Genomic DNA, 22,381 nt, shown 5'->3' with positions numbered 1-22,381 from the left:
CGAGTCGAGCGCAGCCGGGCATGGCAGAGGTCCTCACTCAGGGTCCGCGCCCTGGTTCGACGTGACCGGCGGTGAGAGTCTCCTGGCTCCCGGATCTACGCACTCCCGGCCTTCCAACCGGATTTCCGGCCGTGACGTACGGGTTGGGAGTGCACTCCCCGGTGACAGTGGCGGGACCGCGCCGGATTCGCACCGGACTTCCTCTCCTGCCGCCGCATGGCCTCCGCAGTCCACCACGTGCGCGCAGGCAGGTCAACTCACCGTTGACCTGGGAAGACGGAGTGTGGCGAGGTCCACATCCGCCGCCGAAACCCGTGAGTTCAGGCCACGATCAGATAGATGCCGTACGAGACCGCCGCGGCGCACACGGCGAAGCAGGCGTAGCCGCCGGTCCGGGCGAGCAGGGCGCCCCCGTGCGAAACGGAGCCGGACCCGGCTGCGGCGGGGGAGCCGGAGTCGGACGCCGGAGCGGAGCCGTGCTTGGTGAGGCCGACGATGCCGAGGGTGAACAGGCCGACCAGGCCCACGGTCGCCACGAGGGTGACGCCGAAGACCGTGCCGAGCGCGTGCCAGTCGATGCTCATGAGGGGGTCCCTGGGTCCTTGAGGTAGAGCGGGGAGGCGCGGGGGAGGGGCAGGTCAGGCCGTGGCGGGTGCGCCGGGAACGGTGTCGGAGGGGGCGCCGGGCGCGACGGGCCCGGCGGGCGGCGGGATGACGGCCGCGATGGCCGCGGTGACCGCGCCCTGCGGCTCGACCGCCGCGTCCGGACCTGCGGCCGGGTCGCCGTCCAGGTCGTTGACGTTGGCGTGCGTGACCGGCTTGCGGCGCGACGCCGTACGGATGACCGCGCACACGGCCAGGCCGAGGACCGCCACGGCGGTGACGCCCCAGGTGCCCTCGTCGGCCAGCAGCGCGGCACCGGCCGCGACCAGTCCGGCGGCGGGCAGCGTGAGCCCCCACGCGGCGACCATGCGGCCCGCGGTGCTCCAGCGGACCACCGCTCCCTTGCGGCCGAGGCCCGCGCCCATCACGGAGCCGGAGCAGACCTGCGTGGTGGACAGCGCGAAGCCGAGGTGCGAGGAGGCGAGGATGGTGGCCGCGGCGCCGGTCTGGGCGGCGAAGCCCTGCTGCGGCTGGATGTCGGTGATGCCCTTGCCCATCGTGCGGATGATCCGCCAGCCGCCGATGTACGTACCGAGCGCGATGGCGCTGCCCGCCGAGACGATGACCCACAGCGGCGGGTCGGCGTGCGGGGCGACGACGCCGCCGGTGATCAGCGCCAGCGTGATGACGCCCATCGTCTTCTGCGCGTCGTTCGTGCCGTGCGCGAGCGAGACCAGGCCCGCGGAGGCGATCTGGCCCGCCCGGTAGCCCTTGGAGGTGGCCTCGGGGTCGGCGTGGCGGCCGATCCGGTAGGTGAGCCGGGTGGCGAGCGTGGCGGCGAGACCGGCCACGATCGGCGCGGCGACGGCCGGGATGAGCACCTTCATGACGACCGCCTCGCCGTGCACACCGTGGGTGCCGACCGAGACGAGGGTGGCGCCGATGAGGCCGCCGAACAGGGCGTGCGAGGAACTGGACGGGAGTCCGGCCAGCCAGGTGAGCAGATTCCAGACGATCGCGCCGACGAGCCCGGCGAAGATCACTTCCGGTCTGATGCCGGAGGACTCGTCGATGATGCCGCCGGAGATGGTCTTGGCGACCTCCACCGAGAGGAAGGCGCCGACGAGGTTGAGCACGGCGGACATGGCCACCGCCGTCTTTGGCTTGAGTGCGCCGGTCGAGATGGTGGTGGCCATCGCGTTGGCGGTGTCGTGGAAACCGTTCGTGAAGTCGAACACGAGTGCGGTGACGATCACGATTCCGATCAGGAGCGTGATGTGTTCCATGTACCCAGGCATTCGTTTGATCGGACAGTGGCGAGGCGACCGTACGGAGAGCGGATGAACGGAAGATGAACTGACGGCGGCTTTGTGGTGCCGGAGCGGTCGGGCGGCCTCAGTCAGTATCAAGCCGATCCGGCCGATCGGACCCCTCGGGGAGGCGATCCGCGCCCGTCGGGGGCCGGGCGGTGATAATGCCCGTGTGCAGGACTCCTTGGAGAAGGCTTGGTCGGACGTGGTGGACACCGCCCGGCGCACGGTCGCCGACGGGCTGGTGGTCGGCACGTCGGGCAATGTCTCGGCCCGCGTCGGCGATCTCGTGCTGGTCACCCCGACCGGCGTCCCCTACGACCGGCTCGGCCCGGCGGACGCCGTAGTGGTGGATCTCACGGGCCGCCGGCTCATGGGGGAGCTGCGGCCGACCAGCGAACTGCCCATGCACCTGGCCGTCTACCGCGCCACCGACGCCCGCGCGATCGTGCACACCCACGCCGCGCACGCCACCGCCGTCTCCACCCTCGTCGACAAGCTGCCCGTCATCCACTACATGGCGGCGGCCCTCGGCGGCCAGGTCAGGGTCGCGGACTACGCCACCTACGGCAGTGAGAGGCTGGCCGCCGCCGTCCTCAAGGCGCTCCGCGACCGCACCGGCTGCCTGATGCGCAACCACGGCACCCTCGTGTACGCCGACACCCTCGACAAGGCGTACGACAACACCGCCCAGCTGGAGTGGATGTGCCGCGTCTGGCTGCTGGCCGGATCGGCCAACGGCCACGAGCCCCGTACGCTCCCCGGCCGCGAGCTGGCCAAAGTCGCGGAAAAGCTGCGCGGCTACGGGCAGGGCGCGCCGGAGCCCGCCGACTAGACGACTCGGGCCGCCGCTTCTCCACCGTCTCCACACACGCTTCTCCCCGCGCCCGCCGCGCCCGGCCGCCCCGCACCCGCCGTACGCCACTCGCCCGTACGTCACCCGGCCCCCGTACGTCACCCGGCCGCCGTCCCTCGCCCGTCCGTCACCCGGCCGCCGCCGTCGCCTGGCCGCTTTCGGCCGACGCGCTCACACTGGAAGAGATGCGTACCCGAACCGCGGTGGCCATGGCAGCCACCACCGTGCTGGGTGCCGGAACGGCCGCGCTGGCGGCCGGCCGGTACGGATCCCGCTTCGCCCTGAGGCCGTCGCTGAGAGGCCCGGTGCCCGAGGGCGACGTGACGCTGCACAGCGTGGCCGCGGACCAGGTGGTGCTCACCCGCACCCTGTCCTCGGCCCGCCCCGGCGTCTGGGGCCTGACCGGCGACGATCTGCACGCCGCCGTCGGCGACGTGCTCGACCTGACCCCGTACTCGGTGACCCGGCGGCTGCTGAGCGTCCAGCGCGGCGCCCTCACCCCCGGCGCCCGGGTCCGGCTGACCCCGCAGGCGTGCGCGGGCGACCCCGGCAGCGCGCTCGGCCTGGACCACACCGAGGTCCTGCTGCGCGGCGAACTCGGCCCGCTGCCCGCCTGGTTCGTGCCCGGCGCCCGCGACACCTGGGTGATCGCGGTGCACGGCCTCGGCGCCACCCGCGAGCACCCGCTGAACGTGGCGACCGCCCTGCACGCCCACGGCCTCCCGCAGCTCCTGCTCGCCTACCGCAACGACCCCGGCGCCCCCGCGTCCCCCGACGGCATCGGCCACCTCGGCGCCACCGAATGGCGCGACCTCGACGCGGCGATGCGGTACGCGGTCGAGTACGGCGCCCAGCGGCTGGTGCTCTTCGGCTGGTCCACCGGCGCCACGATGGCCCTGCACGCGCTGGCCGGGTCCCCGGTACGCGACCGGGTCAGCGGCCTGGTGCTGGACTCCCCGGTCCTCGACTGGGAGGCCACCGTCCGCGCCGCCGCCGAGTCCAACGGCGTCCCCGACGCGCTGATGCCGCTCGCCGTCCGCGCCGCCGAGGGCCGTACCGGCCTGCTCCCCGAGCCGGTCGCCGCCGCGGCGGACCCGGCGCGGCTGACCGTCCCCACCCTGCTCGTGCACGGACCGGGCGACACCCTCGCCCCGTGGGCCGCCTCCCGCGAACTCGCGGCGCTCCGAGCCGACTTGGTGACCCTCCACGCCGTGCCCGACGCGCCGCACGCGGCAATGTGGAACGTCAACCCGGCGGACTACGAGGAGACGTTGCGACGATTCCTCACACCACTGATGTGACCGGTGTCAAGACCGCCCCATCGGGGTGAGAGCCGCCCCGGAAACCCCCGCTGAGCTGCGACGACGCGCGCCCGAAGGGGCCCGGAAGAGCGTCCCCGGGGCACCCTTGTAGATCATCGGGCCGGGTTCCGTTTGGGATTATGGGCGCTCACCGGAGAGACTTCTCCAGTGACGTCCCGTAGCCCGCGAGACACTCCGCTCCGCCTTGTCCCCCGACGGCCGCTCACCGCCGCCCGCCGGACCGCAACGACGCGCCGGTCCAGACCCCCGCGGCCGCCCGAGGGCACGCCGCCGCTGCCGCAGCTCGCCCGGCTGGCCCGCGCCGAACTGGCCGACGCCGCACGGCTCGCGCGCTGGGCCGGTACCGGCCCCGGCACCGCGGGACCGACCGGCATACTGCCCGACGACGCCGCCGCGCAGGCAGCAGCGGCGCTCGACCTGACCCGGCCGCAGATCCGTACCGCATGGGACCGGGCGCGGCTGTCGGGGCTGATCGAACTGCACGGCGGCACCGCACGGCCCGGCTGGCGGCTGCGGGCCTGGGACACCGACGACACCGCCGTGCTGCGCGGCTGGGTCGCGCTCTTCGACGCCTGGTCGCTGGCCCACCCCTTCCTGCCGGGCCCGCAGGCCGGCCCCGATCCGGCGCTGGTCGCCGAAGTCATCGAGGCCGCACCGCAGTTGCTGTCCTTCCTGCACCTGTCCAACGAGCCGGTGCCGATCGACACCCTGCTCGACCTGCTGCGGCAGCGCGTCGCGGAGCTGCGCGCCGAGCGGCACGAACCGCCCGCCGACGGCGCGGGCGACGCCCCCGACCCGCTGCCCGCGCTGCTCGACTGGACGCTGGACGCCGTCGCCCGGGTTGGCGCGCTGCGCCCCCGCGACCCCAAGCGTCCCGACGAGGTCACGCTCACCGCGATCGGTTCCTGGGCGGTGTGGGTCAAGCTGGAGCAGATCTGCGTGGCCGCGCAGGGCCCCGCGGGACACATGGAGCAGTCCGCCGAGACCATGCTGCGGGCCAGCGCCCGCCTCTCGCCGGGTCCGGCCCGCGCCGAGTACCGCGCCTGGCTGGCCGCCCGCCCGGTCGCGCTGGCCGTCGGCGAGTTGCTGGACACCGCGCGCGGCGACGACGCCCTGCTGCGCGGCCTCGCCTTCGAGGCGCTGCGCGTGGTCGGCGACCCCGCGGAGCCGGCCGTCCGCGGCGTGGTCGAGGAGCCGACCCTGCGCCCCTACGCGGTGCTGTGGCTGGCGGAGTTGGACGGCGGCGACCCGGACACCGCGACCGGCCTGCTGACCCGCGAGGAGGCCACCTGGCTGTGGATCGACACGGCCGCGGCCGTCGCCGACCACGGCGAGGACCACCTGCTCGTCAGCCACCTGGAGACCGCCGTCCAGGGCTCGGTGCCCGGGCTGCTCGAAGAGGTCCGCAACGTCGGCCACCCCCGGACCGTCCAGGTGCTCGTGGCGCTCGCCGCCGCGCACCCGGACCCCGCCCTGGCCAAGGCGATGCGCAGGGCCGCCTTCCAGGTCCACACCGGCGAGACCTGAGCCGCCGCGAGCGGTACGCGACCCCCGCGCCGTACAGCGCGCGGGGACCCGTACCGCCCGCCGGTCCTCAGCCGAAGGTGCCGCAGGCCGCCAGGTCCCCGGTCCTCAGCCCGGTGGTGAACCACTGCTGACGCTGCGCCGCGGACCCGTGCGTCCAGGCGTCCGGCGTCACCCGCCCCTGCGCCCGCGACTGGATCGTGTCGTCGCCGACGGCCGCCGCCGCGTCGAGACCGCGCGCGATGTCGTCGGGCGTCACCGCCGTGATCAACGAGGTGCCGGTGGCCGGATTGAGGGTCCTGGTGGCGTTCTTCGCCCACAGCCCGGCATAGCAGTCGGCCTGCAACTCCACGCGTACGGAGGCGCTGTCGGCCCCGCTGCGGCCGTCCTGGGCCGCGCTCAGAACACCCGTCAGATTCTGCACATGGTGGCCGTATTCGTGCGCGACGACATAGCTTTCTGGGAACGGCCCGCCTTTGGCGCCGAATTGGGTCTGCAACGTCTGGAAGAAATTCAAGTCGATATAGACCTTGCGGTCCGCCGGGCAGTAGAACGGCCCGGTCCGCGGGTCGGCCGGACCGCAGCCGGTGCTCACCGGAGCGTCGAAGAACACCGTCGGCGCGGTCCGGTACGCGGCGCCGCGGCGGCTGAACTCGGCGGTCCAGTACGCCTGCACGCTGTTGACCACGGCCACGATCCGGCACTGCTCCTGCGCGTTGGCGTCCCGCCCGGTCGAACAGTTCCCCGCCAGACCGGCGTCGGCCGCGCGCGTGTCCGAGACGGTGTCGGAGCCGCCGCTGAGGCCGAGTTGGTCGGGGCTGATGCCCAGCACCAGGCCGATCACGACCGCGAGCAGCCCGGCGATTCCGCCGCCCACCATCTTCCCGCTGGGGCCGCCGCCCGAACCGCCCCGCCGGTCCTGGACCTGCGAGGTGTCGAGCGGAGTGTCGTCGTCGAACCGCATGTGCCGATTATGGGTGATGTGCCCCACTTCGGCGCACCGGTGGCCGGGTACCGGCGCGCCCCTGACCGGGGGCCGGGGCAGTCGGCCCCGCGATGCCCGCGCCCCCCGGCGCGGTAAACCGTTTGCCGGCCGCCGGTAGACTGAGCCCCATGGCAGTTCTATTCCTCGATTAGCCACGGCGTACGACCTCGCGCCCGTTTCCGTCGTCCGTCCTGTCCTGGAGCTTTTCCCGTGATCACTGCCACCGGCCTTGAGCTGCGCGCCGGCGCCCGCATCCTCATCGAGTCCGCCTCCTTCCGCGTCGCCAAGGGCGACCGCATCGGCCTGGTCGGCCGCAACGGAGCGGGCAAGACCACCCTGACCAAGGTGCTCGCGGGGGAGGGCCAGCCCGCCGCAGGCACCGTCACCCGCAGCGGCGAGGTCGGCTATCTGCCGCAGGACCCGCGCACCGGGGATCTCGACACCCTCGCCAGCGACCGCATCCTGTCCGCCCGCGACCTCGACACCGTCCTGCGCAAGATGCGGGAGAACGAGGAGCGGATGGCCAACGGAAAGGGCGCCACCCGCGAGAACGCGATGAAGAAGTACTCGCGTCTGGAGACGGAATTCCTCACCAAGGGCGGATACGCCGCCGAGGCCGAGGCCGCCACCATCGCCGCCGCGCTCGGACTGCCCGACCGCATCCTCGGGCAGCAGCTCCACACCCTCTCCGGCGGTCAGCGCCGCCGCGTCGAACTGGCCAGGATCCTCTTCTCGGACGCCGACACCCTGCTCCTGGACGAGCCCACCAACCACCTCGACGCCGACTCCATCGCCTGGCTGCGCGACTACCTGAAGACGTACCGCGGTGGATTCATCGTGATCTCGCACGATGCCACCCTCATCGAGACCGTGGTGAACAAGGTCTTCTACCTGGACGCCAACCGGTCGCAAATCGATGTGTACAACATGGGCTGGAAGCTCTACCAGCAACAGCGCGAGGCCGACGAGAAGCGCCGTAAGCGCGAGCGGGCCAACGCGGAGAAGAAAGCCGCCGCCCTGAATTCACAGGCCGACAAGATGCGTGCCAAGGCCACCAAGACGGTCGCCGCGCAGAACATGGCGCGCCGCGCGGAGAAGCTGCTGTCCGGCCTGGAGGCGGTACGCGCCTCCGACAAGGTCGCCAAGCTGCGCTTCCCCGACCCCGCCCCGTGCGGCAAGACCCCGCTGATGGCCGAGGGCCTGTCCAAGTCGTACGGGTCGCTGGAGATCTTCACCGACGTCGACCTCGCGATCGACCGCGGCTCGCGGGTCGTCATCCTCGGTCTGAACGGCGCGGGCAAGACCACGCTGCTGCGCCTGCTGGCCGGTGTCGAGCAGGCCGACACCGGCCAGGTGACGCCCGGACACGGCCTCAAGCTCGGCTACTACGCGCAGGAGCACGAGACGCTCGACCCGGACCGCACCGTGCTGGAGAACATGCGGTCGGCCGCGCCCGACACCGATCTGGTGGAGATCCGCAAGATCCTCGGCTCGTTCCTCTTCTCCGGCGACGACGTCGACAAGCCCGCCGGGGTGCTCTCCGGCGGCGAGAAGACCCGGCTCGCGCTCGCCTCGCTCGTCGTCTCCAGCGCCAATGTGCTGCTGCTCGACGAGCCCACCAACAACCTCGACCCCGCCAGCCGCGAGGAGATCCTGGGCGCGCTGCACACCTTCACCGGCGCGGTCGTCCTGGTCACCCACGACGAGGGCGCCGTGGACGCGCTCCAGCCGGAGCGGATCATCCTGCTGCCGGACGGCGTGGAGGACCTGTGGGGCCAGGACTACAAGGACCTGGTCTCGCTGGCCTGAGCCCCGGCGGCGCCCGGCCGGGCGCCGCCCCGCGCGGGGCGCGGGCGGCTCAGAGGCCCGCACCCGCACGAAGTGATCATGTCGATTCGATCATTCGGCCCACTGATCATCCTTCATCTGCGTGAGTCCGGCTCGTACCGCGCGCCCACGGGGCGCGGTACGGGCGACCGCCGCCGTGATCAGTGGTGTGACGTCGGAGAACTCCTTACCGACCACGGCTGACCTGCCGCTATTGCCCGCACACCCTTCTCCGTACGGAATTGCCGCCCCGGAAAAGCCGCTCCCGGCCCCTTCGCACCGGCGTATCCAGGCATTCCTCCGGTGAATGTCCCGTGATGGACCTTGTCGAATGGGTGGCCAGGAACGCCCTTAGGGGTGATCATGAGAGTCCATAGCGCACTTCCCTGGAGGAGGCACGGGTGGCCGAGACTCTGAAGAAGGGCAGCCGGGTGACCGGCGCCGCGCGCGAGAAGCTCGCGGCAGACCTGAAGAAGAAGTACGACTCCGGTGCGAGCATCCGGGCGCTGGCCGAAGAGACCGGCCGCTCCTATGGATTCGTGCACCGGATGCTCAGCGAGTCCGGCGTGACCCTGCGCGGTCGCGGCGGTGCCACACGGGGCAAGAAGGCCGCCACGGCCTGAGGGCTCCGCGAGTATCAAGGGCCGGGGGCGGTCCGGCGGGTCCGGTTGGTTACTCTTCGGTAATCCAGTCCGGTCCGCTCGGAGGTGCCCAGTGCCCGACGCCAAGATCCTGCTCGAACGTGACGGAGTCCGGCTAGCCGTCGACGACTCCGTCGCGCACATCACCCTGTGCAATCCGGCCAAGCGCAACGCTCAGTCGCCCGCCCTGTGGCGTGCCCTGACCGAGGCGGGCCAGTTGCTGCCGGGACAGGTACGCGTCGTCGTGCTGCGCGGTGAGGGCGTGTCCTTCTCCGCGGGCCTCGACCGCCAGGCGTTCACGCCCGAGGGCTTCGACGGTGAGCCGTCGTTCCTCGACCTCGCGCGTGGCTCGGAGGCCGGACTCGACGCTGCCATCGCCACGTACCAGGACGCCTTCACCTGGTGGCGGCGGACCGACGTGATCACGGTCGCCGCGGTCCAGGGCCACGCCATCGGCGCGGGCTTCCAGCTCGCCCTCGCCTGCGATCTGCGCGTCTGCGCGGACGACGCGCAGTTCGCCATGCGCGAGACCGGTCTGGGCCTGGTCCCCGACCTCACCGGCACCAAGCCGCTGGTCGAACTGGTCGGATACGGCCGCGCCCTGGAGATCTGCGCCACCGGCCGCTTCGTGCACGCCGACGAGGCCGAGCGCACCGGCCTGGCCAACCTCGTCGTGCCCGCCGCCGAACTCGACGCCGCCGTCACCGACCTGGTCGGCGCCCTGCTCGCGCCGCCGCGCGACGCGGTCGTCGAGACCAAGGGCCTGCTGCGCGGCGCCGCCTCCCATACCGAGAAGGAGCAGTACGCGGCCGAACGCGCCGCCCAGGGCCGCCGCCTGCGCGATCTGGCGGGCGTGGGCGAGTAGCCGCCCGTCCGCGCCGGACGTTTCGCGGGGTCCGGGAGGAATCAGCCCGCGTCCGTCACCACGATGGCGGTACGCACCGGACCGGGCGCGCCCTCGGCCGCCGCGACCGCGACGGCGGCGGCCACCGACCGGGCCACCTCCAGCGGCCGGTGGCCCGGCGACACCGCGATCTGCACCTGGACGCGGCGGCCCGGCGCCTCGTCGGAGCCCGCCGAATCCCCGGCCGGGTCCGCCGCCGTGTCCTGGATCCGCACACCGGAGCCGAGGCCGACCGGCCGCCTGCTCAGCCGTACGACACCGGGCACGGTCAGCGCCGCGGTTGCCACGGCTTCCGCGAGGCCACTGGGGTCGAGCGGTACGGGAGCCTCGTCGCCGTCCGGCTCCGCGTCCTCGGCGCCCGCCAGCTCGCTCACGGGCGCGTCGTCACCGTCCAGCAACCCGGTGACCTGGAGGTCAACCTCCGTCACGGCGATGCCGAGCCCGTCGCGCGCGGTCGTCCACAGCACGTCGCGCAGCCGGTCGGCGGCCTGCGGCAGCGGCTCGTCGGCGGTCGCCTCGAACGACGCCTCGATCCGTACCGGCAGGTGCGGCAGCGCGCCCACCGGACCGGACTCCGGCGCCTCGCCCCCGCTTTCGGCCAGCGCCAGGGACACCCCGCCCAGCCGTACCCCGGACAGCCCCGCGGTCGTCCACCGCAGCGCGCGTACGGCCGCGCGCTCGGTCATCCAGGCGTTGTCGTCGGGGGTGCCGAGCGGGAGCAGGCGGCCCAGCGCGACCTGCTCCCGTACGGTCCGGGCCAGTCGGTCCATGGTCACCAGATATCGCCTTCCGCAGGCCGACCACTCTCTTGGGGGGTCGGAACAGCCCTCTCGCCGGTTCCCCGCAGCGCGCGGGGGCATGCGCACATAGTGTGGGGCACGGAGCAGCCCATACGAAGGGACGACTCGCGATGACGGACACCGCACAGTACGACCGGCCGGAGCCCGAGGGCTCGTCAGCGGCCGAGGGCAGGACCCTGGACAAGGGCAGCGCGGGCGGGCGCAAAGCGCTCGGCGACCCGGCCACGCGCGGCCGCACGACGATCGCCGACGGCGTGGTGGAGAAGATCGCCGGACTCGCCGCCCGTGACGTGGTCGGCGTGCACGCGATGGGCACCGGCCTGTCGCGCACCTTCGGCGCGGTCCGCGACCGCGTGCCCGGCGGCACCAAGTCGGTGTCGCGCGGCGTGAAGGCCGAGGTCGGCGAGGTGCAGACCGCGCTCGACCTGGACATCGTCGTCGAATACGGCGTGTCGATCGTCGAAGTGGCCCGCGCCGTACGGGAGAACGTGGTCAACGCCGTGGAGCGGATGACCGGTCTCGAGGTCGTCGAGGTCAACGTCGCCGTGGGCGACGTGAAACTTCCCGACGAAGATGACGACGACGAGCGTGAGCAACGGGTCCAGTAAGGGTCCAAGCCAGTGCAGACGGAGATGGTCAACACGACCAATGGGACGGAGTGCGGACGATGAGCATGGCGGTGATCGGCCTGGCCGTCGGAATGGCGCTCGGATTCGCCGGCTATTTCGGCGGGTTCGGTGCTTTTCTGCTGGTGGCGGCGCTCGGCGCGGTCGGTTTCGTGGCGGGCAAATTCCTCGACGGCGACCTGGAACCTGGGGAGTTCTTCCGCTCGCGTGACCGTGGCCGCGACCGCGACCGGCGGCGCTGATGGGGACAGCCGTCCCCGCACCGCTGCCCGCGGCCGACCGCGGGGCACTGCGGATCGCGGACCGGGTGGTCGCGAAGATCGCCGCCCAGGCGGCCGGCGAGGTCCTGACGGACGCGCCGGGCGCCGCACTGGTGCCGAAGGACCACTCCCCGCACGCCTCGGTCTCGGTCCGCAAGGACAGCGCGCGGCTGCGGCTCACCCTTGAACTGGGCTACCCCACCGACATCGGCTCGGTGTGCGGCTCGGTGCGCAGCCATGTCACCTCCCGCGTCGAGGCGTTGACCGGCATGTCGGTTCCCGAGGTCGCGGTCGAGGTGGAGCGGTTGCACTCGGCCGCCGACCGCCGCAAGGACGAGGGAAGGGTCCAGTGAGCGACAGCGAGAGTCCCTGGAAGAAGCCGAACGCCGGCGCTGAGCCGGGGCAGGGGGAGCGGCGGGGCCCCGAGCAGGGTCCCGACGACGACCGCTCCCGGCGGACTCCCGAGCACGGCTCGGAACACGCTCAGGACCAGGAATACGGGGCCTCCGAGTACGGCTCCGAGCAGGCTTACGAGCAGGCTTCCGAAGGGGACGACGGCGGCGCCGAACACGGCTCGGAGTCCGGATACGCGGCGGCCGAGCAGGGGCCGGGCGCGGGGTACGGTCCGGCGTCCGGTCCGGGATCGACCCCCGCGGGCGGTACCCCCGGCGTCCTCGCCGGAGGCGACACGCTCACGGACCCCGCCACCCGCACCCTTGAGCCGTACGCCCTGACCGCGGATCAGACCCCGGTCAAGGCGCGCCGGTTCTGGGCCGGACGCCGGGTGCCCGCGGCGATCACCGCCGCGGTGCTCCTCGGGATCGCCGGTCTCTTCCTGTACGACATCGCCGCCGTCCGCGCCGACCGGCGCGCGATGGCCTGGCGGACCCGGCTCGCCGACGAGCTGGCCACCCGCCACCTGGACAACGTCTGGGTGATCGTCGGCGCCGCCGTGGCCGCCGTGCTCGGCCTCTGGCTGATCCTGCTCGCCCTCACACCGGGCGAGCGCGGACTGCTGCCGATGACCCGGCGCGGCGAGAACGGCGTCCGCGCCGGACTCGACCGGCACGCGGCCGAACTGGTGCTGCGCGACCGGGCGATGGAGGTACCGGGCATCCGCTGGGTACGGGTCAAGGTCGGCCGCCGCCGGATCACGGCGCACGGCTCCTCGCACTTCCGCGAACTCGATGCGGTGCGCACGGACCTGACGACCGCGCTGGGCAACGCCGTACGCCAGCTCGGCCTCGCCAAACCGCCACAGCTCCACGTCCATGTCCAGCGCGCAGAGAAGAAGGGGTGACCGGGCGGATGCGTACCGTACTGAACCGGGTCCTGCTCGCGCTGACCGGACTCGTCCTGCTGGTCGTGGGCCTGTCCGTGCTGCTCGGCGGGCTCGACCTGCAACGCCGGTGGAATTTCACGATGCCGCACTGGTGGCCCTTCACCGGCCCCAAGGACGTGCTGCTCACCGCGCACGACAGGACCCGCTACCGCTCGGACGGCTGGTGGTGGCCGGTGGTCATCGCCGTGCTCGGCGTGCTCGTGCTCGCCGCCCTGTGGTGGCTGCTCGCCCAGGCCCGCACCCGGCGGCTGCGCCAGCTCCGGGTCGACAGCGGCGACGGACAGGGCGCGCTGCTGCGCGGCCGGGCCGTGGAGAACGTGCTGACCTCGGAGACCGAGGCGTACGACGGCGTGGAGTGGGCCAGAGCGGCGCTGCGCGGCAAGCGCGGCGCACCGGTCGCCCGGATAGTGCTGGGCCTGGCGGCCGACGCCACCCCGGACGAGGTGGTCGCCGGTCTCGACAGCGCGGTGCTCCACCGCGCCCGTACGTCGGCCGGTCTGGACAAGCTGCCCGCCGAGGCGCGGCTGCGCGCGGTCAGGCACCGCGCGGCGCGGGTCAGCTGACCCGCCCGCCCGCCCCGCTCTCGCGGAGCCCCCACCGAGCCGTCGGTGGGGGCTCTTCGCGTCCCGTCACAGGGCGCGCTGGGCGCCGCCGTCCACCGGCAGCAGCACACCGGTCAGATACGACGCGGCGGGCGAGAGCAGGAAGGCCGCGGCCCGGCCGAACTCCTCGGGCGTGCCGTAGCGCCGCAGCGGGATCGTCGCGCTCGCCCTGGCCCTGGCCGCCGCCTCGTCGCCGCCGAGCGCGTCCAGCTCCCGTACCCGGTCGGTGTCGATCCGCGACGGCAGCAGGCCGACCACCCGGATGCCGCGCGGCCCCAGCTCGGCGGCGAGGGTCTTGGCGAAGCCCGCGAGGCCGGGCCGCAGACCGTTCGACATGGCGAGGCCGGGGATCGGCTCGCGGACCGAACCGGAGAGCACGAAGCCGATGACACCGCCGTCCGACAGCTCGGCCGCGGCGGCGCGGGCCAGCCGCACCGCGCCCAGGAACACCGTCTCGAAGGACCGCAGCCACTGCTCGTCGGTGCTGTCGGCGGCGGCGCCGGCCGGCGGTCCGCCGACGCTGATCAGCACCCCGTCGACCCGGCCGAAGCGCTCGCGGGCCGCCGTCAGCAGCCGCTGCGCCGTGTCCGGGGCGGAGTTGTCGGCCGCGACGCCCAACGCCGTGTCCTGGCCGCCCAGTTGCCCGGCCGCGGCGGCCACCGCCTCGGCGGTGCGCCCGGAGACCACCACCTTCGCGCCGTCGGCGACCAGTTCGCGGGCCGTGGCGAAGCCCAGGCCGCGGCTGGCGCCGGTGAGGACGTACACCCGTCCGTCGAGTCCGAGATCCATGGTCAGCAGTCCCTTATGGCAGGCACGCCCGACAGGGCGAGCGCGGTGTTGACGAGTCCGACGTGGCTGAACGCCTGCGGGAAGTTGCCCAGCAGCCGCCCGGCGACCGGGTCCCACTCCTCGGCGAGCAGCCCGACGTCGTTGCGCAACGTCAGCAGCCGCTCGAACAGCTCGGTCGCCTCGTCCTGGCGGCCGATCGCGTACAGCGCGTCCGCGAGCCAGAACGAGCAGGCCAGGAAGGCCCCTTCGGAGCCGGGCAGCCCGTCCACGCCGACCGCGTCCGGGGTGTAGCGGCGGACGAAGCCGCCGAGGTCCAGTTCGCGGCGGACCGCCTCCACCGTGCCGATCACGCGGCGGTCGGTGGGCGGCAGGAATCCCACCTGCGGGATGAGCAGCGTCGCCGCGTCCAGCTCCTCGGAGCCGTAGGACTGCGTGAAGGTGTTGCGCCGCGCGTCGTAGCCCTTCTCGCAGACCTCCGCGTGCACCTGGGCGCGCATCGAACGCCACAGCCCCACATCGCCCTTGAGCCGCGGCAGCGCCTCCACGGTCCGCACCGCGCGGTCGGCGGCGACCCAGGCCATCACCTTGGAGTGCACGAAGTGGCGGCGCGGGCCGCGGACTTCCCAGATGCCCTCGTCCGGCTGGTGCCACGCGGACTCCAGGAAGTCCATCAGGGCGCGTTGCAGATTCCAGGCGTGCGGCTCGTCGCGCATCCCGGCCGCCCGTGCCAGGAACAGCGAGTCCAACACCTCGCCGTACACGTCGAGTTGGAGCTGTCCCGCGGCGGCGTTGCCGATCCGGACCGGCGCCGAGCCCTCGTAGCCGCGCAGCCACGGCACCTCGTACTCCGTCAGCCGCCGCTCGCCGCCGATGCCGTACATGATCTGGAGGTCGGCCGGGTTGCCCGCCACCGCGCGCAGCAGCCAGTCGCGCCAGGCGCCCGCCTCCTGGAGATAGCCGCCCTCCACCAGGGCGTTGAGGGTCAGCGCCGCGTCACGCAGCCAGCAGTAGCGGTAGTCCCAGTTGCGGACCCCGCCGATCTCCTCGGGCAGCGACGTGGTCGCGGCGGCGGCGATGCCACCGGTGGGCGCGTACGTCAGCGCCTTGAGCGTGATCAGCGACCGCACCACGGCCGACCGCCACGGCCCCTGGTAACGGCAGCGGGCCGACCACTCGTCCCAGTCGGCCAGGCTGTGGTCCAGCGCCTCGTACGGGTCGAACCGGCGCGGGCGCTTCTCGTGCGAGGGGTGCCAGGTCAGTATGAACGCGACCCGGTCGCCCTCGGCGACGGTGAAGTCGGAGTACGTGCGCATGTCCTTGCCGTACGCCCGGACCGGCGGGTCGCTGCGCAGCCAGACCGAGTCGGGGCCCGCGACGGCCACCCGGTGCCCGTCGGCGCGCCGCATCCACGGCACGACCGCGCCGTAGTCGAACCGCAGCGTCAGCTCGGCCCGCATGTCGACCTGGCCCGACACGCCCTCGACGATCCTGATCACATCGGGCGCCCGGTCGCGCTGCGGCATGAAGTCGGTGACCTTGACGGTCCCGGTCGGGGTCTCCCAGAAGGTGTCGAGCACCAGCGTGTCGCCCCGGTACGAGCGGTGCGAACAGGTCCGCGCGCCCGTCGGCGCCAGCAGCCAGCGGCCGTTGCCCTCGTCGCCGAGCAGCGCGGCGAAGCAGGCGGCCGAGTCGAAGCGGGGCAGGCACAGCCAGTCGATGGAACCGTCCCTGCCCACCAGCGCGGCGGTCTGGAGATCGCCGATGAGCGCGTAATCCTCGATACGTCCTGGCACGGTGCCGCCTCGCCGCCTTCCGGTGGTCCTCGCCTCGCCCGGACACGGTGTGCGCCGGGCCCTCGTCTCCGTAGCGTGCGGGGGCGGAGCGTCAGACCGCTACCGGAACGCTGCCCTCGGGTTCCTGCGGGCTCTCCGGATTGTCCTGCTTCTCGCGGGCCGCGAGCCGTTCGGCGCGCTCGCGGCGCAGCAGCACCACCCAGCCGACCGGCACCATGCCCGTGAACAGCCACCACTGGATCGCGTACGCCATGTGCGGGCCGATGCTGCTGTGGTCGGGCTCGGGGATGAGCGCGGGCTGGTGCGGACCCGGCTTCGGCGTGATGGACACCAGCTCCATGTAGCCCGAAAGCAGCGTCTGCGGCATGTACTTCGCGTCCACGGTGCTGCTGATCAGCATGATCTGCCGGTCCGGCAGGCCCGAGCGGTTGCGGATGCCCGTCGACGACGTCGTCTCGTCGGGGCGCAGCCGCCCGGTGACCGTCACTTCGCCGGACGGCGGCGGCGTGATCTTCGGGAACGCGGTCGGGTCGTTGCCCGGCGAGATCCAGCCCCGGTTCACTAGCACCGCGCGGCCGTCGGCCAGCACCAGCGGGGTGATCACGTGGTAGCCGACCTCCTGGCCGCCGCCCGACGTGTCGTCCGAGCCGTCGTTGCCCGCCGTCCGGTGCCGGGCCACCACCTCGTGCGCCGTGTCGAAGTGCCCGGTCGCCGTCACCGACTTGTACAGATCGGTCTTCGGCAGCACGGCACCCGGATGTGTCACCGACTCGACCTCGACCGGGGCGGCCTTCAGGCTCGCCGCGATGATCTTGTTGTTCGCCACCCGGTGCTCGTGCCGATGGAGCTGCCAGAAGCCCAGTCTGACCATGGTGGGCATCATGACCAGACCGAGGAGGGTGAGGATCACCCATTGGCGGGACCAGAGGAAGCGGTACACCCCACGACGGTACAACTCGGCCGGGGCGGGGCTTCCGGAGGGGGGCCTCAGGCGGGGGCGGCCGTGGTCGGACGGGGTGCGGAGCGGCCGGCCGGGCTCAGGCGATCGAGCCGACCTTGTCCACGATCCCGGCCGCGCCCTCCGCCTTCGCGCAGTGCCCGCCGCAGTACCAGTGGCCGTCCACCTCCACGCCGTGGCCGACGATCCGCACCCGGCAGTGCTCGCAGATCGGCGCCATACGGTGGATGGCGCACTCGAAGCTGTCGAAGACGTGCACCGCGCCTTGGGCGTGCACCTCGAAGCTCATGACGTAGTCGTTTCCGCAAACCTCGCATCGGGCCATGTGCCCAGGCTGCTGCCCTGAGCGCGCCGGGGCAACGCGGGAGGCCCTGCGTCGCGCGAGAGTCACCTGGATGGAGCCCCGCACGGCCCGCCCGGCCCGCTAGCCGCGCTCGCCCGGTCCGCCCGGTCCGACGCCCTAGCCGTGCACGCCCGCCGCGGGGGTGACGGCCTTCAGGAGTTCGGTGAAGCGGGCCTCGTCGATGACCGGGGTGGCGAACTGGCGGGCCTTGACGGCCTTCGAGGTGGGGGAGTCCGGGTCGTTCGTGACCAGCAGGCTGGTGAGGCGGCTGACGCTGGAGGCGACGTGGAGCCCGGCGTCGGTGGCGCGGTCCTCCAGCAGCTCGCGGTCGATGCCGGTGTCACCGGAGAAGGCGACCCGCATTCCCTGGACCAGGGGCCCGTCGGGAGCGAGGCGGCCGGGGTTGGGATACGGGCACGCGGGCCGTTTGCGGGCCGGGCGCCAGCCGGTGGCGCGGTACGAGCCGGGCCCGTAGGAGGCGCCGGGGCGCGGCGAGGGGACCGTGTCGGAGCCGTCGACCCACTCGGTCAGCGGGCGGCAGGTGTGCAGCGGCAGGGGGAGACCGGCCGCGGCGGCCAGGTGCAGGCTCGGGCGGAACGCCTCGGCCAGGACGCGCGCGTCGTCGAGGGCGTGGTGGGCGCGGCGCTGCTCGACCCCGTAGTGCGCGGCCAGCGACTCCAGCTTGTGGTTGGCCAGGGGCAGCCGCAGCTCCTTGGCCAGGACGATGGTGCACAGCCGCTGCTCGACGGGTGCGACGGACCGGGCGCGCGCGTACTCGCGGGCGAGCATCGACCAGTCGAAGACCGCGTTGTGCGCCACCAGGACGCGCCCCGCGAGGCGTTCGGCGAGCTGGTCGGCGATCTCGGGGAAGAGCGGGGCGTCGGCGAGCATCGCGCTGGTGAGTCCGTGGATCCACACCGGGCCGGGGTCGCGCAGCGGGTTGACGGGCGAATACCAGTGGTCCTGCACCTCGCCGCGGGCGTCCAGCCGGTACACCGCCGCGGACACTATCCGGTCGTCCCGGCCGAGCCCCGTGGTCTCGACGTCGACCACGGCGTAACCGTCCGGATAGGCGGGAGGCCACGGGGACGGCGGCGGTGTCTGGGCGGCCAGGTTGTCGAGCATGGTCACAGAGAATACGGCTCGCCACTGACAGCTACCGCCACCCGCTTTCCTTACTTGTCGGTAACAAGGTCTGGCGGGTGCCCTGTACGCGCCTTTATGGTGCGCTCATGCCCCAACTCCCCGATGTCGTGCTGTGGTCGATACCCGCCTTCGTACTGCTCACCGTCGTCGAGATGGTGAGCTACCGCTTTCACCCCGACGAGGTCTCCGCCGGATACGGCACCAAGGACACCGCCGCGAGCCTGTCGATGGGTCTCGGCAGTCTGGTCACCGACGCGCTGTGGAAGATCCCGATCGTGGCGGTCTACTCCGGGCTCTACGCGGTGACCCCGCTGCGGGTGCCCGTCGAGTGGTGGACGCTGCCCCTGATACTGCTCGCGCAGGACTTCTTCTACTACTGGTCGCACCGCGGCCACCACATGATCCGCGTCCTGTGGGCCTGCCACGTCGTGCACCACTCCAGCCGGAAGTTCAACCTCTCCACGGCGCTGCGGCAGCCCTGGACCAGCCTCACCTCCTGGCCGTTCTACCTCCCGCTGATCGCCCTCGGCGTGCACCCGGCCGCCCTCGCGTTCTGCACCGCCGTCAGTCTCGTCTACCAGTTCTGGATCCACACCGAACGCGTCGGCAAGCTGCCCGCCCCGCTGGAGTTCACCCTCAACACCCCCTCGCACCACCGCGTCCATCACGCCTCGCAGGGCGGCTACCTCGACCGCAACTTCGGCGGCATCCTCATCGTCTGGGACCGCCTCTTCCGCTCCTTCACCCCCGAGACCGACGCCCCCGTCTACGGCCTCACCAAGAACATCGCCACCTACAACCCGCTGCGGGTCGCCACCCACGAGTACGCCGCCCTCGCCCGCGACCTCCGCGCCGCCCCCACCTGGCGCGCCCGCGCCGGCTACCTCTTCCGCGGCCCCGGCTGGCGCCCCGCGGACGCGGCCGGGCCGGCCCTGACGCCCGCCGCGCCCGACCTCGCGTCCAGCCCGTCCGGGATGTGAGGACCGCGGGCCCCTGGCGTACCGTGGAGACGCCCCACCGACAACGAGCTGACCAGCGAGGACACCGCCATGCGCGCCACCGTGATCCAGGCACCCCACGACCTCAGGGTGGAGGAGGTGCCGGACGCGAGGATCCGGCGGCCCGGCGACGCGGTGGTCCGCGTGGTGCGCGCCTGCATCTGCGGAAGCGACCTGTGGGCGTACCGCGGCGAGTCGGCGCGCAAGCCCGGCCAGCGGATCGGCCACGAATTCCTCGGGGTGGTCGAGGAGACCGGCGCCGAGGTGGCGGGGCTGCGCCCCGGCGACCTGGTGGTGGCGCCCTTCGTGTGGTCGGACGGCGTGTGCGCGTACTGCGTCGAGGGCCTGACCACGTCGTGCGCGCACGGCGGCTTCTGGGGCTCGATCGGCGAGGAGGGGCAGTCCGACGGCGGCCAGGGCGAGGCCGTCCGGGTGCCGTACGCCGACGCCACGCTGGTGAAGCTGCCCGCGGCGGCGCTCAGCGACGAGCGGCTGCTGACCGCCCTGCTGTCGCTGTCCGACGTGCTGGGCACCGGCCACCACGCGGCGGTCGGCGCGGGCGTGCGGCCCGGCGCGACGGTGGCGGTGGTCGGGGACGGCGCGGTCGGCCTGTGCGGGGTCCTGGCCGCGAAGCGGCTGGGCGCCGAGCGGATCATCGCGCTCGGACGGCACACGTCGCGCACCGACATCGCGCGGGACTTCGGCGCCACCGACGTGGTCGCCGAGCGCGGCGACGAGGCCGTGGCGGCGGTACGTCAACTGACCGGCGGCCAGGGCGCGCACGCGGTGATCGAGGCGGTCGGCACCGAGCAGTCGATGCGCACCGCCGTCGGCATCACCCGCGACGGCGGCGCGATCGGCTACGTCGGCGTCCCGCACGGCAGCGGCACCGGTCTCGACCTCGGCGAGATGTTCGACCGCAACATCACCCTGCGCGGCGGCGTCGCGCCCGTCCGCACGTACATCCCGGAACTGCTCCCCGACGTGCTGAACGGCACCGTCGACCCGTCCCCGGTCTTCGACCTGACGGTCGGTCTCGAGGACGTGCCGAAGGGCTACCGCGCGATGGACGAGCGCACCGCCCTCAAGGTGCTGGTGAAGCCCTGAGGGCGGTACGCGGCCGGTAACGGCCGTGCGTGCGGGCCGTCTTGGCGGGCGTTACCGGGTGACGGCGTTCAGCGCGTCCACGATGCCGTGACCGTAGAAGCTGTTGTACGCCTTCGGCCCGGTGCAGGTGGCGTCCTGCGCGGGCCCGGTCGGGCAGCCGGGGTTGTTCGCCTCGATCTTGAGCAGCGCCTGGAGCTGCGCGGGCGAGGCGTGCGGGTGACGGCTCTTGATCAGCGCCGCGACCGCCGCCACGTGCGGGCTGGCCATCGAAGTGCCCTGGAGGTAGCCGTACGTGCCGCCGGGCAGCGTCGACAGGATGCGGCCGTTGCCGGACGGGGTGTCGGGGATCTGCCTGCCGTCGCCGCCGGGCGCGGCCACGTCGATCACGGTCAGGCCGTAACTGGAGTAGTACGACTTGAGGTTCTGGGCGCCGGTCGCGGAGACCGTGACGACGCCGGGCAGTTGGGTCGGGAGGTCGAGGCACACGTGCGGGTCGACGGTGCGGGTGACCGCGGTGGAGTCGTCCGGGCTCGATGTGTCGGTCAGGGCGTGGGAGTTGAGGTCGTCGTCGCTGTTGCCCGCGGCGGCGACGTTCAGTACGCCCTTGCGCTCGGAGTACGCGGCGGCGCGTCGCACGGCGTCCACGATGGCCCGCTGGTCGGGGTCGCTCGGGCAGTTGTAGAGCCACGGGTCGATGTAGTAGCTGTTGTTGGTGACCGCGATGCCGTGGTCGGCGGCGAAGACGAAGGCGCAGACCACGCTCTCCGGGTAGAACAGCGCGGTGCCCGGCTCGCTGACCTTGATCGCCGCGATCTTCACGCCGGGCGCGACCCCGGCCACGCCGATCCCGTTGCGCGCGGCGGCGATCTCACCGGCCACGTGGGTGCCGTGGTAGTCGGCCGCCGGGTCCCAGGGGTGCCAGGCGCCCGGTGAGGTGTCGGCGACGCCGCCCACACAGCTCGCGGACTGCTTGGCGGAGAAGTTCGCCGCCAGGTCGGGGTGGGTGTCGTCCACGCCGGTGTCGATGATGCCGACGGTCACCTTGGAACTGCCCGGATTGACCCCGGCCGCCTTGTCGGCCCGGATCGCCCGCAGGTCCCACTGGTCCGCCTCAAGCGGCTCCTGGCCGGGCGCCTGGTGCGTCGAGGCGGCGGCCACCTCGGCCGCGGTCAGCGTCCGTACCCCGCCCGCCTGCGTCGTCGCGGACGGCTCGATGGCGGCGGTCCTGGTCGCGCCCGCGCTCCGTACGCCGTGGACGCGCCGCAGCGTCGCGCCGAAGTCCGGGTTGGCCGAGTGCACGACGATGACGCCTATCCGGTCGTACGCGATCACCACCTGGCCGCCCGCCCGCTCTATCGCGCGCTCCACCGACCGCTGCGTGCCGCGCCCGCCGTCGATGTTGACGACGTACGACAGCAACGGGCCGTCCGTGCGCGGCGGTTGAGAGCCGTGCGCGGCGGAGGAGGCGCCGGAGGCGGAGGAAGCGGAGGAAGCGGAGGAAGCGGAGGCCGGGGCGGCTCCGGGGAGTACGGCGAGGGCGGCTGCCGTCACCAGACCGAGACCGGCCGCGAGCGCGCGGCGGCGCCGGGGGAGGCCGGGAAGCGGAACCATGGGATCTCCAATCGTCCATCAGCCGTGGGACGGC

22 protein-coding genes, 1 pseudogene and 1 riboswitch are annotated in these 22,381 nt (G+C 73.0%); of the genes and pseudogenes, 13 read left to right on the top strand and 10 right to left on the bottom strand.

Going from position 1 to position 22,381, the window contains the following annotated elements; all coding sequences use genetic code 11:
* Window positions 1–75 precede the first annotated feature (75 nt).
* A riboswitch (cobalamin riboswitch) is annotated at window positions 76–205 on the bottom strand.
* Between the two features lie 115 nt (window positions 206–320).
* Entirely contained in the window at window positions 321–584 is a 264-nt protein-coding gene (locus ACIQCJ_RS34840) for a hypothetical protein (protein WP_402713830.1), read from the bottom strand.
* Between the two features lie 54 nt (window positions 585–638).
* Window positions 639–1,889, bottom strand: a complete 1,251-nt coding sequence (locus ACIQCJ_RS34835) for an anion permease (protein ID WP_402713828.1) — start codon at window positions 1,887–1,889, stop codon at window positions 639–641.
* A gap of 196 nt (window positions 1,890–2,085) precedes the next feature.
* Between ACIQCJ_RS34835 and ACIQCJ_RS34830 the strand changes: the two genes are divergently transcribed.
* From ACIQCJ_RS34830 to ACIQCJ_RS34820, 3 genes are all read left to right on the top strand, one after another.
* Window positions 2,086–2,748, top strand: a complete 663-nt coding sequence (locus tag ACIQCJ_RS34830) for a class II aldolase/adducin family protein (protein ID WP_401313225.1) — start codon at window positions 2,086–2,088, stop codon at window positions 2,746–2,748.
* Window positions 2,749–2,954: 206 nt separating this feature from the next.
* Window positions 2,955–4,070: an alpha/beta hydrolase gene (locus ACIQCJ_RS34825; protein ID WP_402713825.1), complete on the top strand. Its 1,116-nt coding sequence runs from the start codon at window positions 2,955–2,957 to the stop codon at window positions 4,068–4,070.
* A gap of 168 nt (window positions 4,071–4,238) precedes the next feature.
* Entirely contained in the window at window positions 4,239–5,618 is a 1,380-nt protein-coding gene (locus ACIQCJ_RS34820; RefSeq protein ID WP_391044183.1) for a hypothetical protein, read from the top strand.
* A gap of 67 nt (window positions 5,619–5,685) precedes the next feature.
* Here the strand turns inward: ACIQCJ_RS34820 and ACIQCJ_RS34815 are convergent, their stop codons facing one another.
* Window positions 5,686–6,579, bottom strand: a complete 894-nt coding sequence (locus ACIQCJ_RS34815; protein ID WP_402713823.1) for a neutral zinc metallopeptidase — start codon at window positions 6,577–6,579, stop codon at window positions 5,686–5,688.
* Window positions 6,580–6,810: 231 nt separating this feature from the next.
* Here ACIQCJ_RS34815 and ACIQCJ_RS34810 point away from each other — a divergent pair, with 231 nt between their 5' ends.
* The 3 genes from ACIQCJ_RS34810 to ACIQCJ_RS34800 all read left to right on the top strand — a co-directional run bounded on the left by ACIQCJ_RS34810 (window position 6,811) and on the right by ACIQCJ_RS34800 (window position 9,933).
* Window positions 6,811–8,409 (top strand): ABC-F family ATP-binding cassette domain-containing protein, encoded by a 1,599-nt coding sequence (locus ACIQCJ_RS34810; RefSeq protein WP_355333726.1) that lies wholly within the window; start codon window positions 6,811–6,813, stop codon window positions 8,407–8,409.
* A gap of 419 nt (window positions 8,410–8,828) precedes the next feature.
* Window positions 8,829–9,050 (top strand): helix-turn-helix domain-containing protein, encoded by a 222-nt coding sequence (locus ACIQCJ_RS34805; protein ID WP_188281871.1) that lies wholly within the window; start codon window positions 8,829–8,831, stop codon window positions 9,048–9,050.
* Window positions 9,051–9,141: 91 nt separating this feature from the next.
* On the top strand, window positions 9,142–9,933 hold the full coding sequence (locus ACIQCJ_RS34800; protein WP_402713820.1) for an enoyl-CoA hydratase/isomerase family protein: 792 nt from the start codon (window positions 9,142–9,144) through the stop codon (window positions 9,931–9,933).
* Window positions 9,934–9,974: 41 nt separating this feature from the next.
* Here the strand turns inward: ACIQCJ_RS34800 and ACIQCJ_RS34795 are convergent, their stop codons facing one another.
* Window positions 9,975–10,742: a nucleopolyhedrovirus P10 family protein gene (locus ACIQCJ_RS34795; RefSeq protein WP_401715782.1), complete on the bottom strand. Its 768-nt coding sequence runs from the start codon at window positions 10,740–10,742 to the stop codon at window positions 9,975–9,977.
* A 140-nt stretch (window positions 10,743–10,882) separates the two neighbouring features.
* On the opposite strand from ACIQCJ_RS34795, the gene ACIQCJ_RS34790 reads away from it, so the two are divergent.
* The 5 genes and pseudogenes from ACIQCJ_RS34790 (at window position 10,883) to amaP (ending at window position 13,563) form a co-directional block, all read left to right on the top strand.
* The gene (locus ACIQCJ_RS34790; RefSeq protein WP_355333717.1) at window positions 10,883–11,380 is read left to right on the top strand and encodes an Asp23/Gls24 family envelope stress response protein; all 498 of its coding nucleotides are present in this window, start codon (window positions 10,883–10,885) and stop codon (window positions 11,378–11,380) included.
* A gap of 59 nt (window positions 11,381–11,439) precedes the next feature.
* Window positions 11,440–11,640, top strand: coding sequence for a hypothetical protein (locus ACIQCJ_RS34785; RefSeq protein ID WP_188281874.1), 201 nt, complete (start codon window positions 11,440–11,442; stop codon window positions 11,638–11,640).
* Complete coding sequence (locus ACIQCJ_RS34780) at window positions 11,640–12,011, top strand: Asp23/Gls24 family envelope stress response protein (protein ID WP_355333713.1); 372 nt, start codon at window positions 11,640–11,642, stop codon at window positions 12,009–12,011. Before ACIQCJ_RS34785 ends, ACIQCJ_RS34780 begins: the two co-directional genes overlap by 1 nt.
* A gap of 404 nt (window positions 12,012–12,415) precedes the next feature.
* Window positions 12,416–12,958: pseudogene (locus ACIQCJ_RS34775) on the top strand (DUF6286 domain-containing protein); the annotation flags it as partial.
* 8 nt (window positions 12,959–12,966) lie between these two features.
* Window positions 12,967–13,563, top strand: coding sequence for an alkaline shock response membrane anchor protein AmaP (gene amaP / locus ACIQCJ_RS34770; RefSeq protein WP_391159633.1), 597 nt, complete (start codon window positions 12,967–12,969; stop codon window positions 13,561–13,563).
* A gap of 66 nt (window positions 13,564–13,629) precedes the next feature.
* Here amaP and ACIQCJ_RS34765 read toward each other — a convergent pair whose 3' ends face one another.
* The 5 genes from ACIQCJ_RS34765 to ACIQCJ_RS34745 all read right to left on the bottom strand — a co-directional run bounded on the left by ACIQCJ_RS34765 (window position 13,630) and on the right by ACIQCJ_RS34745 (window position 18,610).
* Window positions 13,630–14,391, bottom strand: a complete 762-nt coding sequence (locus ACIQCJ_RS34765; protein ID WP_391044197.1) for an SDR family oxidoreductase — start codon at window positions 14,389–14,391, stop codon at window positions 13,630–13,632.
* A 2-nt stretch (window positions 14,392–14,393) separates the two neighbouring features.
* Window positions 14,394–16,184, bottom strand: coding sequence for a glycoside hydrolase family 15 protein (locus ACIQCJ_RS34760; RefSeq protein ID WP_401714560.1), 1,791 nt, complete (start codon window positions 16,182–16,184; stop codon window positions 14,394–14,396).
* A 91-nt stretch (window positions 16,185–16,275) separates the two neighbouring features.
* On the bottom strand, window positions 16,276–17,124 hold the full coding sequence (locus ACIQCJ_RS34755; protein ID WP_355333702.1) for an SURF1 family protein: 849 nt from the start codon (window positions 17,122–17,124) through the stop codon (window positions 16,276–16,278).
* A 97-nt stretch (window positions 17,125–17,221) separates the two neighbouring features.
* On the bottom strand, window positions 17,222–17,467 hold the full coding sequence (locus ACIQCJ_RS34750) for a hypothetical protein (protein ID WP_188281880.1): 246 nt from the start codon (window positions 17,465–17,467) through the stop codon (window positions 17,222–17,224).
* Window positions 17,468–17,602: 135 nt separating this feature from the next.
* Window positions 17,603–18,610, bottom strand: coding sequence for a DEDDh family exonuclease (locus tag ACIQCJ_RS34745; protein WP_391044202.1), 1,008 nt, complete (start codon window positions 18,608–18,610; stop codon window positions 17,603–17,605).
* A gap of 107 nt (window positions 18,611–18,717) precedes the next feature.
* Between ACIQCJ_RS34745 and ACIQCJ_RS34740 the strand changes: the two genes are divergently transcribed.
* Entirely contained in the window at window positions 18,718–19,611 is an 894-nt protein-coding gene (locus ACIQCJ_RS34740; RefSeq protein ID WP_402713815.1) for a sterol desaturase family protein, read from the top strand.
* 69 nt (window positions 19,612–19,680) lie between these two features.
* Entirely contained in the window at window positions 19,681–20,736 is a 1,056-nt protein-coding gene (locus ACIQCJ_RS34735) for a zinc-dependent alcohol dehydrogenase family protein (protein ID WP_402713814.1), read from the top strand.
* Window positions 20,737–20,787: 51 nt separating this feature from the next.
* Here the strand turns inward: ACIQCJ_RS34735 and ACIQCJ_RS34730 are convergent, their stop codons facing one another.
* On the bottom strand, window positions 20,788–22,347 hold the full coding sequence (locus ACIQCJ_RS34730) for a S8 family peptidase (RefSeq protein ID WP_402713812.1): 1,560 nt from the start codon (window positions 22,345–22,347) through the stop codon (window positions 20,788–20,790).
* Between the last annotated feature and the right edge of the window lie 34 nt (window positions 22,348–22,381).

The organism is Streptomyces sp. NPDC093221 (assembly GCF_044753885.1).
Taxonomy (GTDB): Bacteria; Actinomycetota; Actinomycetes; order Streptomycetales; family Streptomycetaceae; genus Actinacidiphila.
The sequence above is the reverse complement of the archived record's forward strand: the minus strand, read 5'-3'. Positions and strand labels throughout refer to the sequence as shown.